9 protein-coding genes are annotated in these 9685 nt (G+C 66.1%); 7 read left to right on the forward strand and 2 right to left on the reverse strand.

Annotated features, from left to right (window positions below):
• The first annotated feature begins 44 nt into the window (after positions 1-44).
• From DIE08_RS25340 to DIE08_RS25360, 5 genes are all read left to right on the forward strand, one after another.
• Positions 45-551, forward strand: a complete 507-nt coding sequence (locus DIE08_RS25340) for a sugar dehydrogenase complex small subunit (RefSeq protein WP_124904177.1) — start codon at positions 45-47, stop codon at positions 549-551.
• Positions 551-2170: a GMC family oxidoreductase gene (locus tag DIE08_RS25345; protein WP_059607234.1), complete on the forward strand. Its 1620-nt coding sequence runs from the start codon at positions 551-553 to the stop codon at positions 2168-2170. The genes DIE08_RS25340 and DIE08_RS25345 overlap by 1 nt, the downstream gene beginning before the upstream one ends.
• A gap of 2 nt (positions 2171-2172) precedes the next feature.
• Entirely contained in the window at positions 2173-3450 is a 1278-nt protein-coding gene (locus DIE08_RS25350; RefSeq protein WP_124904179.1) for a cytochrome c, read from the forward strand.
• A 176-nt stretch (positions 3451-3626) separates the two neighbouring features.
• A complete protein-coding gene (locus tag DIE08_RS25355) occupies positions 3627-4046 on the forward strand; it encodes a DoxX family protein (protein ID WP_059607238.1) in 420 nt (139 codons plus the stop codon).
• Between the two features lie 63 nt (positions 4047-4109).
• Positions 4110-5213, forward strand: a complete 1104-nt coding sequence (locus DIE08_RS25360; protein ID WP_059533872.1) for a porin — start codon at positions 4110-4112, stop codon at positions 5211-5213.
• A gap of 195 nt (positions 5214-5408) precedes the next feature.
• Here DIE08_RS25360 and DIE08_RS25365 read toward each other — a convergent pair whose 3' ends face one another.
• Together DIE08_RS25365 and DIE08_RS25370 are read right to left on the reverse strand one after the other, a co-directional pair.
• Complete coding sequence (locus tag DIE08_RS25365) at positions 5409-6728, reverse strand: MFS transporter (protein WP_124904181.1); 1320 nt, start codon at positions 6726-6728, stop codon at positions 5409-5411.
• A 43-nt stretch (positions 6729-6771) separates the two neighbouring features.
• A complete protein-coding gene (locus DIE08_RS25370; protein WP_124623017.1) occupies positions 6772-7956 on the reverse strand; it encodes a M20 aminoacylase family protein in 1185 nt (394 codons plus the stop codon).
• A gap of 181 nt (positions 7957-8137) precedes the next feature.
• On the opposite strand from DIE08_RS25370, the gene DIE08_RS25375 reads away from it, so the two are divergent.
• A complete protein-coding gene (locus tag DIE08_RS25375) occupies positions 8138-9040 on the forward strand; it encodes a LysR substrate-binding domain-containing protein (protein ID WP_059607242.1) in 903 nt (300 codons plus the stop codon).
• Positions 9041-9218: 178 nt separating this feature from the next.
• Entirely contained in the window at positions 9219-9539 is a 321-nt protein-coding gene (locus tag DIE08_RS25380) for a pyrimidine/purine nucleoside phosphorylase (protein ID WP_124623015.1), read from the forward strand.
• Positions 9540-9685 lie beyond the last annotated feature (146 nt).

Raw genomic sequence — 9685 nt, forward strand, 5'->3', positions numbered from 1 at the left:
ATCAAGCGTGGTTTTCCCGAATCCGGTGTTCGAGAGAAGGAAACATGCACAACGACAACACCCCCCACTCGCGTCGCGATCGCGACGCAGCCGCATCCGGCATCACGCGGCGTCAATGGCTGCAGGGCGCACTGGCGCTGACGGCGGCAGGCCTCACCGGCTCGCTGGCGTTGCGAGCCTTGGCCGATAATCCCGGCGCCGCGCCGCTCGATACGTTCATGACGCTCTCCGAAGCACTGACAGGCAAGAAAGGGCTGAGCCGCGTGCTCGGCGACCGCTTCCTGCAGGCCTTGCAGAAGGGCTCGTTCAAGACCGCCGACGGTCTGTCGCAACTCGCCGGCGCGCTCGCGTCCGGTTCATTGAGTCCCGATCAGGAGGCCTCCGCGCTGTCGATTCTCGAAGCGTGGTATCTCGGCATCGTCGACAACGTCGTGATTACGTACGAGGAAGCATTAATGTTCAGCGTCGTATCCGATACGCTCGTGATTCCTTCGTATTGCCCCAACAAACCCGGCTTCTGGGCCGAAAAACCGATCGAGAGGCAAGCCTGATGGCCGATACCGATACGCAAAAAGCCGACGTCGTGGTCGTCGGATCCGGTGTCGCAGGCGCGATCGTCGCGCACCAGCTCGCCATGGCCGGCAAGTCGGTGATCCTGCTCGAGGCAGGCCCGCGCATGCCGCGCTGGGAAATCGTCGAACGCTTCCGCAACCAGCCCGACAAGACGGACTTCATGGCGCCGTACCCGTCGAGCCCGTGGGCGCCGCATCCGGAATACGGCCCGCCGAACGACTACCTGGTCCTGAAGGGCGAGCACAAGTTCAACTCGCAGTACATCCGCGCGGTGGGCGGCACGACGTGGCACTGGGCCGCGTCGGCGTGGCGCTTCATCCCGAACGACTTCAAGATGAAGACCGTGTACGGCGTCGGTCGCGACTGGCCGATCCAGTACGACGACCTCGAGCATTACTACCAGCGCGCGGAGGAAGAGCTCGGCGTGTGGGGCCCCGGCCCCGAGGAGGACCTGTACTCGCCGCGCAAGCAGCCGTATCCGATGCCGCCGCTGCCGTTATCGTTCAACGAGCAGACGATCAAGAGCGCGCTCAACGGCCATGACCCGAAGTTCCACGTGGTGACCGAACCGGTCGCGCGCAACAGCCGTCCGTACGACGGCCGGCCAACCTGTTGCGGGAACAACAACTGCATGCCGATCTGCCCGATCGGTGCGATGTACAACGGCATCGTGCACGTCGAGAAGGCCGAGCAGGCCGGCGCGAAGCTGATCGACAGCGCGGTCGTCTACAAGCTCGAGACGGGTCCGGACAAGCGCATCGTCGCCGCGATCTACAAGGACAAGACGGGCGCCGACCATCGCGTCGAGGGCAAGTATTTCGTGGTCGCCGCGAACGGCATCGAGACGCCGAAGATCCTGCTGATGTCGGCGAACCGCGACTTCCCGAACGGCGTCGCGAACAGCTCCGACATGGTCGGGCGCAACCTGATGGACCACCCTGGCACGGGCGTGTCGTTCTATGCGAGCGAGAAGCTGTGGCCGGGTCGCGGCCCGCAGGAAATGACGTCGCTGATCGGTTTCCGCGACGGTCCGTTCCGCGCGACCGAAGCCGCGAAGAAGATCCATCTGTCGAACATGTCGCGCATCAACCAGGAGACGCAGAAGATCTTCAAGGCCGGCAAGCTGATGAAGTCCGACGAGCTCGACGCGCAGATCCGCGATCGTTCGGCCCGCTACGTGCAGTTCGACTGCTTCCACGAAATCCTGCCGCAGCCCGAGAACCGCATCGTGCCGAGCAAGACCGCAACCGACGCGATCGGCATTCCGCGCCCGGAAATCACCTATGCGATCGACGACTACGTGAAGCGCGGCGCCGTGCACACGCGCGAAGTCTATGCGACCGCGGCGCAGGTGCTGGGCGGCACGGACGTCGTGTTCAACGACGAGTTCGCGCCGAACAACCACATCACGGGCGCGACGATCATGGGCGCGGATGCACGCGACTCGGTCGTCGACAAGGACTGCCGCACGTTCGACCATCCGAACCTGTTCATCTCGAGCAGTTCGACGATGCCGACCGTCGGTACGGTGAACGTGACGCTGACGATCGCGGCGCTGGCGCTGCGGATGTCGGACACGCTGAAGAAGGAAGTCTGACCGTGCGGAAATCTACTCTCACCTTCCTCCTCGCTGGCTGCCTCGCGCTGCCGGGCCTCGTGCGCGCGGCCGACTCGGCCGATCCCGTGCAGATCAAGCGCGGCGAATATCTCGCGGTCGCGGGCGACTGCATGGCCTGCCACACCGCGAAGGGCGGCAAGCCGTTCGCCGGCGGCCTCGGCATGCCGGTGCCGATGCTCGGCAAGATCTATACGAGCAACATCACGCCCGACCCGGACACCGGCATCGGCAACTGGACGTTCGACGACTTCGAGCGCGCGGTGCGTCACGGCGTGTCGAAGAACGGCAACAACCTGTACCCGGCGATGCCTTACGTGTCGTACGCGAAGATCAACGACGACGACGTGCAGGCGCTGTATGCGTACTTCATGCACGGTGTCGAACCGGTCAAGCAGACGCCGCCAAAGAACGAGATTCCCGCGCTGCTGAGCATGCGCTGGCCGCTGAAGATCTGGAACTGGCTGTTCCTGAAGGACGGCGCGTATCAGCCGAAGCCGGCACAGAGCGCCGAGTGGAACCGCGGCGCGTACCTGGTGCAGGGCCTCGCGCACTGCAGCACGTGCCATACGCCGCGCGGCATCGCGCTGCAGGAGAAGTCGCTCGACGAGACCGGCGGCAGCTTCCTGTCGGGTTCGGTGCTCGCGGGCTGGGACGGCTACAACATCACGTCCGACCCGAACGCGGGGATCGGCGGCTGGACGCAGCAGCAACTCGTCCAGTACCTGCGTACCGGCAGCGTGCCGGGCCTCGCGCAGGCGGCCGGTCCGATGGCCGAGGCGGTCGAGCACAGCTTCTCGAAGATGACCGACGCCGACATCGGCGCGATCGCGACGTATATCCGCACGGTGCCGGCGGTGGCCAGCGGCGACGCGAAGCAGTCGCGCTCGTCGTGGGGCAAGCCGGCGGAAGACGGCCTGAAGCTGCGCGGCGTGGCGCTCGCATCGTCGGGCATCGATCCGGCGCGGCTGTATCTCGGCAACTGCGCGACGTGCCACCAGATGCAGGGCAAGGGCACGCCTGACGGCTATTACCCGTCGCTGTTCCACAACTCGACGGTCGGCGCGTCGAATCCGGCGAACCTGGTGCAGGTGATCCTGAACGGCGTGCAGCGCAAGGCCGGCAGCGAGGACGTCGGGATGCCCGCGTTCCGCAACGAGCTGTCGGATGCGCAGATCGCCGCGCTGGCGAACTACCTGACCGGCCAGTTCGGCAATCCGGCCGCGAAGGTGACCGAGCAGGACGTCGCGAAGGCGCGTTGACGCCGGACGCGACGCGGCACGAAGCAGGGCAACACTGACAAGAGGAGGCGCACAGCACATCGGGCGGGCCCCGATGCCGGTTGTTGCAGAGCGGGGCGGGCGGCCGGCAGCCGCCCGTTCCGGTTCACAGGCAATCCGGTGCGCGCGGTTCGCGCACTGCTTTCGTTGATCACACCATGACACCGAATCAACCGTTTCTCGCTTCCCAGCGCGATGTGCTGCTGCTGCTGTCCCGAATCCTGCTCGTGATCCTGTTCGTGATGTTCGGCTGGAAGAAGATCGTCGACTTCTCCGGTACGATCGCGTTCATGGGAAGCGAGGGTGCGCCTGCACCGATCGTTTCGGCGGCAATCTCCGTCGTGATGGAGCTGTTCGCCGGCATCGCGATCCTCGTCGGTTTCCAGACGCGGCCGCTCGCGCTGCTGCTTGCGCTGTATACGATCGGCACCGGCTTGATCGGCCACCACTACTGGACGATGACGGGCGGCGAGCAGATGAACAACATGATTCATTTCTACAAGAACATCGCGATCTCGGGCGGCCTGCTCGCGCTCTGCGCGGCGGGCCCCGGACGTTTTTCGATCGATCGCGGGTAAACGGATCGCCGGCGCGCGCATGGGGCGCGTGTCGGACGGTCGGGACTCCGAGGGGGCAACATTTTGCGACTCAAACATTTCGCATGGCTGATCGTGGCCGCCACGCCGGCGGCCGCGTTCGCACAGACAAGCGTGACGCTGTACGGCCGGATCGACGGCGGCGTCGAATACCTGAACCACATCGCGACGCCCAACGGCAGCTCGACGCGCTGGAGCGCGGAAGGCGGCGACTGGGGCACCAGCATGTTCGGCCTGAAAGGCGTCGAGGATCTCGGCGGCGGGATGTCGACGGTCTTCAACCTGGAAACCGCGTTTCAGGTGATGAACGGCACGACGGGCGGCGGACGCATGTGGTCGCGCCGCGCGTATGTCGGGCTGAAGAGCGACACGTGGGGACAGCTGCAGGCCGGCCGCAACCTGTTCATCGACAGTGATGGCGTGTGGGAATTCGATCCGTTCGTGCAGCAGGCGTTTTCGTCCGCATCGCTCGTGCGCGGCCGCAACTGGCAGCAGAGCAGCAACAACATCGAATATCACAGCCCGGTGATCGGCGGCTTCGACGTGCAGGCGCAATATGCGTTCGGCAACCAGTCGCGCGGCTTCAACTACGGCGCGGCCGACGACTTCGGCCGCTCGGACGGGATCATGATCTCGTACCACTCGCCGGTGCTCGACGTGCGCGGCATCTACGACGAGCTGCGCGACAACAACGGCAAGTTCAGCAATATCTTCACCGCGTCACGCGAGTATTTCGTCGGCGCGAACGTGAAGGTGTCGAAGTTCAAGATCCAGGGCGCGTATACGCACTACCAGGCGCCGGATAGCCCGGCGGGCGTCGCCGATCGCGCCGATCACTACTGGCTCGGCGCAACCTACACGGCAACGCCGCAATGGGCCGTGACGGGCGGCGGGTATTACGTGAAGGTGGGCGACGGCGGTGGCGATGCGTCGCACGATCCGTCGGGGCACGCAATCATGTACGTGCTCGGTACGACGTACAACCTGTCGAAGCGCACGTTCCTGTACGGGACGGTCGCGTATGTGCGCAACGGCGGCAACTCGAACTTCTCGCTGCTCGCGTCGCCGCGCGACGCGACGTCGGGCACGAGCCCGATGACGGGAGAGTCGCAGACGGGCGCGTATGTCGGGATGATGCATACGTTCTGATCGAGGCGTAGCGCACGCAAGGCACGGGTGACGGTGGCCCGTGCCTTGTTGCGTTTACGGCGACGGACGGTCCTCTGACGCTGCCGGTTCATGTGAGCAGTGTCGATCACACAAAAGGAAAGACCCCGTCGAAACCGGCGGGGTCGGTGGATCGACGACGTTGCGGCCGCGCACGTGCCGCGCATCGCCTGTCAGTTAATCGAGCGCCTTCCCGGCCTTCTCGTCCATGCAGCGAATGGCGAGCAGCGTCATCGCACCACAGCCGATCGCATACCACGCGGGTGCGTTCGGGTTGCCGGTCGCCGCGATCAGCCAGGTCACGAAAAACTGCGCGAAGCCGCCGAAGATCGCGACGCCGACGCTGTAGACGAGCGCACCGCCGGTCGCCCGAACCGCACGCGGGAACAGCTCGCCGAGCACCGCACCGGTCGCGCCGATGTTGAGCGCGTGCACGACAGAGAGCGCGGCGATGATCGACAGCAGCGACGCGGCGCCTGGCCACCGGTTCAGCGCGATGAACGCGGGGTAGATCGCGACCATCAGCACGATGCGCGTCCACCAGACGATTCGGTTGCGCCCGTAGACGTCGGACAGGTGGCCGCCGATCGGCGTCACGAGCATCAGGATCGCGCCCGCGACGCAGCCTGCCGTCATCGACAGCCAGGTCGGAAGATGCAGCACCTGCACGCCGTAGATCGCCATGTAGAACACGATGATGTAGTGGATCGACGTGCCGCCGATCGTCACGCCGAGGCCCGCGAACACAGCCTTCCCGTGATGGCGCAGCACGTCGGCGAGCGGCAGTGACGCGACCGGTTCGTCATGCGCGGCGGCGGGTGCGGCAGCCGGCACTTCCTCGACGGTCTTGCGCAGCCAGTAGCCGAGCGGCACGAACAACGTGCCGATGATGAACGGCACGCGCCAGCCCCAGCTTTCGAGCTGCGCGGCATTGAGCGTCGACGTGAGCGCGACGCCGGTGAGCGCCCCGGCGAGCGCGGCGAGCCCCTGGCTCGAGAACTGGAACGACGCGTAGAAGCCGCGGCGGTGCTGCGGTGCCTGTTCGAGCAGCAGCGTCGTCGACGCGCCGACTTCGCCGCCCGATGCGAACCCCTGCAGCAGGCGTGCGAGCACGAGCAGCAGCGGCGCGGCGATGCCGATCTGCGCGAAGGTCGGCGCGACCGCGATCGTCGCGGTGCCGAGCGCCATCAGCAAGAGCGTCAGGATCATCGCCTTCTTGCGGCCGGCGCGGTCGGCATACATGCCGATCACGAGGCCGCCGAGCGGACGCGTGACGAAGCCGACGCCGAAGCTCGCGACCGCGAGCATCAGCTGCCCGAACGACGAGTGGACCGGAAAGAACAGCTTGCCGATCAGGATTGCGAAGAAGCTGTAGACCGTGAAGTCGTAGAACTCGAGCGCGTTGCCGACCGCGGCGGCCGCGATCAGGCGGCGTTTCTTCGCGGCGGCGCGGGCATCGGCCGGCGAGCCGGCGAACGGAAGGGCGGACGTTTCCATGGGGTTCCCCCGCTAAAGCGCGGAACTGCGTGATGAAGGGCCGTCAGGCCGCGAGCCAGGCTTCGGCGACGCGGACCCAGTAGCTCGCGCCGATCGCGAGGATGTCGTCGTTGAAGTCGTAGCCGGGGTTGTGCACCATGCAGCCGCCCTTGCTGCCGATCCCGTTGCCGATGAACGCATAGCAGCCGGGGCGCGCCTCGAGCATGAACGCGAAGTCCTCGCTGCCCATCAGCGGCGCGGCTTCGGTCTCGACACGCTCGGCGCCGAGCATCCGGCGTGCGATGTCGGCTGCAAACGCGGTGGGTTCGGGATGGTTGACGAGCACCGGGTAGCCGTAGTCGTAATCCACTTCCGCGGTGAGGCCGAAGCTTTCCGCCTGGCCCTTCGCGAGCGCTTCGATGCGGCGGGCGAGCAGCGCGCGCACGTCGGCGTTCAGCGCGCGCACCGACAGCTTCATCACGACGGTTTCGGGAATGATGTTGAAGGTCTCGCCGGCCTGCACGCTGCCGACCGTGATCACGGCCGCATGCTGCGCATCGACCTCGCGCGCGACGATCGTCTGCAGCGCGACCATGATGCTGCCCGCGGCCGACATCGGATCGCGTGCGAAGTGCGGCATCGCCCCATGACCGCCGACGCCGCGCAGCGTGATCGTCACGCGGTCGGCCGACGCCATCGCGGCGCCGGTGCGGAATGCCATGTCGCCGGCGGCGCGGCCCGGCATGTTATGGATCGCGAAGATCGCATCGCACGGGAAGCGGTCGAACAGGCCGTCGTCCATCATCGATTTCGCGCCACCGAAGTTTTCCTCGGCTGGCTGGAAGATCAGGTTCAGCGTGCCGGAGAACTGGCGCGTCGCGGCCAGGTGGCGCGCCGCGCACAGCAGCATCGCGGTGTGGCCGTCGTGGCCGCATGCATGCATCTTGTTCGCATGGCGGCTCGCGTAGGGCAGGCCGGTGGCCTCGGCGAGCGGCAGCGCGTCCATGTCGGCGCGCAGGCCGACGGTGCGCGTGCCTTGTCCTTCGCGCAGCACGCCGACGACGCCCGTCTTGCCTATGCCGCGATGCACTTCGTAGCCCCAGCCGGTGAGCAGTTCCGCGACGAGATCGCTCGTCAGCGTTTCCTCGAACGCGAGTTCCGGGTGCGCATGGATGCGGCGGCGCACTTCGATGAGGTCTGGGGCGATCGCGGCGATGCCGGGGATGACGGGGTTCGCGGCTTGCAGCATGGTGTCTCCTGTGGGGCCGGTGGACGTTTGACGCGCATATGACGGTAAAGGATATAAATTTCTTTTGCGCACCAGAAGCTGCTAAATTGCTTTGGTGCACACCACCGGTTGCCGCTCGGGAATACCCTGAGCCTGCATGCGCCGCGCTGCACGGGGGTTTCCACGAATCACGCATGCCGCCATGAAATACCATCAGTTGAAAGCGTTCGTCACCGTCGCGGACGAAGGGAGCATCCGAGCGGCCGCGCGGCGCCTGAACGTGTCGCCGGCGGCGTTGACGAAGGCGGTCAAGGAACTGGAGATCGCGCTCGGCGTGTCGCTCGTCGTGCGCACCGCGCGCGGCGTGCAGCTCACGGCGTTCGGCCAGCAGTTGCAGGTGCGCGCGCGGCTGATCGTCGCCGAGATGCAGCGTGCGCGCGACGACATCGAGCAGGCGCAGGGTGCGATGACGGGCTCGGTCGCGGCGGCGATCACGCCGGCCGCCGCGGTGACGATCCTGCCCGATGCGTTTCGCGCGTTCCGGCGGCGCTTTCCGGTCGCGCGCGTCAATCTGATCGAAGGGTTTCCGGGCGTCGCGCTGCCGCGGCTGCACGACGGATCCCTCGATTTCGCGGTGGCCGTCGTCGTGCCCGAACTGCTGGCGGCCGAGTTCGATCACGCGGAACTCTATGCGAGCCGATCATTGATCGTCGCGCGCAAGGGGCATCCACTCGCGTCGGCCACGTCGCTCGCCGATCTCGTCGAGGCCGACTGGCTGATGAATCCGTCGCCGGAAAGCTCGACCCAGGTGCTGTTCAACACGTTCATCGCATACGGGCTGCCGGTGCCGCAGCGGGTCGTCGAATGCCCGAGCTTCGGCCTCGCGCACAGCCTGATGACGGGCTGCGACCTGATCGCGTCGATGCCCGAACAGCTGCTGCAAGGGGAGTGGGCGCGCGACCAGCTCGTGGTGCTGCCGATCCGCGAGCGGCTGCCCGGCGTGTCCGTGCAGGTCGTCACGCGCCGCGACAGTCCGCTCACGCCGGCTGCGGCAATGCTGCTCGACTGCCTGCGCGATTCCGCGCGACGCAAGGGGCTCCGTTGAGCATGCTCCATGCGGGCCACACAATGCATCGAATAGTGATCCTGATTATCGGTCGCACGCCTGCGATCGGCCCCGCTTGCGGCACGCCCGCCGCGAGCCGGTATCATAGCGGCCGGCCTGCCGCCCCGGCCGGCTTCCGACAACACGCCATCCGGCATCCAGCAATCAGAGGCATCACATGACCAGTGCAACCCAATTCGACAACGTATCGGTCGTCAAGCGCGCGAACGTCTATTTCGACGGCAAGTGCGTGTCGCATACCGTGCTCTTCCCGGACGGCACGCGCAAGACGCTCGGCGTGATCCTGCCGTGCGCGCTCAACTTCGGCACGGACGCGCCCGAATTGATGGAAGTGCAGGCCGGCAAGTGCCGTGTGAAGCTCGACGGCAGCAGCGACTGGCAGACCTACGGCGCCGGCGAATCGTTCTCGGTCCCGGGCAAGAGCCGCTTCGACATCGAAGTGCTCGAGACGCTCGACTACGTCTGCAGCTACCTGTAAGCGCGCAAGCACGGTCGCGGCGCGTGCGTGCGGCCCGTGCGCCCAAACAAAAAAGCCCCGCCTAGGCGGTAATGCCGTTCAGTTAAGAACTGAACGGCATTTTTGTTTTTAGGGTTGGAGTTGTAAACAGAGCGGCAAGCTGTTAA

The organism is Burkholderia sp. Bp9004 (genome assembly GCF_003858025.1).
Classification (GTDB): Bacteria; Pseudomonadota; Gammaproteobacteria; order Burkholderiales; family Burkholderiaceae; genus Burkholderia; species Burkholderia diffusa.

Excerpts from the sequence above, each read along its gene's own strand:
- DIE08_RS25375 (WP_059607242.1), top strand. The coding sequence starts at position 8,138 with ATGAAATACCATCAGTTGAAAGCGTTCGTCACCGTCGCGGACGAAGGG.
- DIE08_RS25355 (WP_059607238.1), top strand. The coding sequence starts at position 3,627 with ATGACACCGAATCAACCGTTTCTCGCTTCCCAGCGCGATGTGCTGCTG.
- DIE08_RS25365 (WP_124904181.1), bottom strand. The coding sequence starts at position 6,728 with ATGGAAACGTCCGCCCTTCCGTTCGCCGGCTCGCCGGCCGATGCCCGC.
- DIE08_RS25380 (WP_124623015.1), top strand. The coding sequence starts at position 9,219 with ATGACCAGTGCAACCCAATTCGACAACGTATCGGTCGTCAAGCGCGCG.
- DIE08_RS25370 (WP_124623017.1), bottom strand. The coding sequence starts at position 7,956 with ATGCTGCAAGCCGCGAACCCCGTCATCCCCGGCATCGCCGCGATCGCC.
- DIE08_RS25340 (WP_124904177.1), top strand. The coding sequence starts at position 45 with ATGCACAACGACAACACCCCCCACTCGCGTCGCGATCGCGACGCAGCC.
- DIE08_RS25345 (WP_059607234.1), top strand. The coding sequence starts at position 551 with ATGGCCGATACCGATACGCAAAAAGCCGACGTCGTGGTCGTCGGATCC.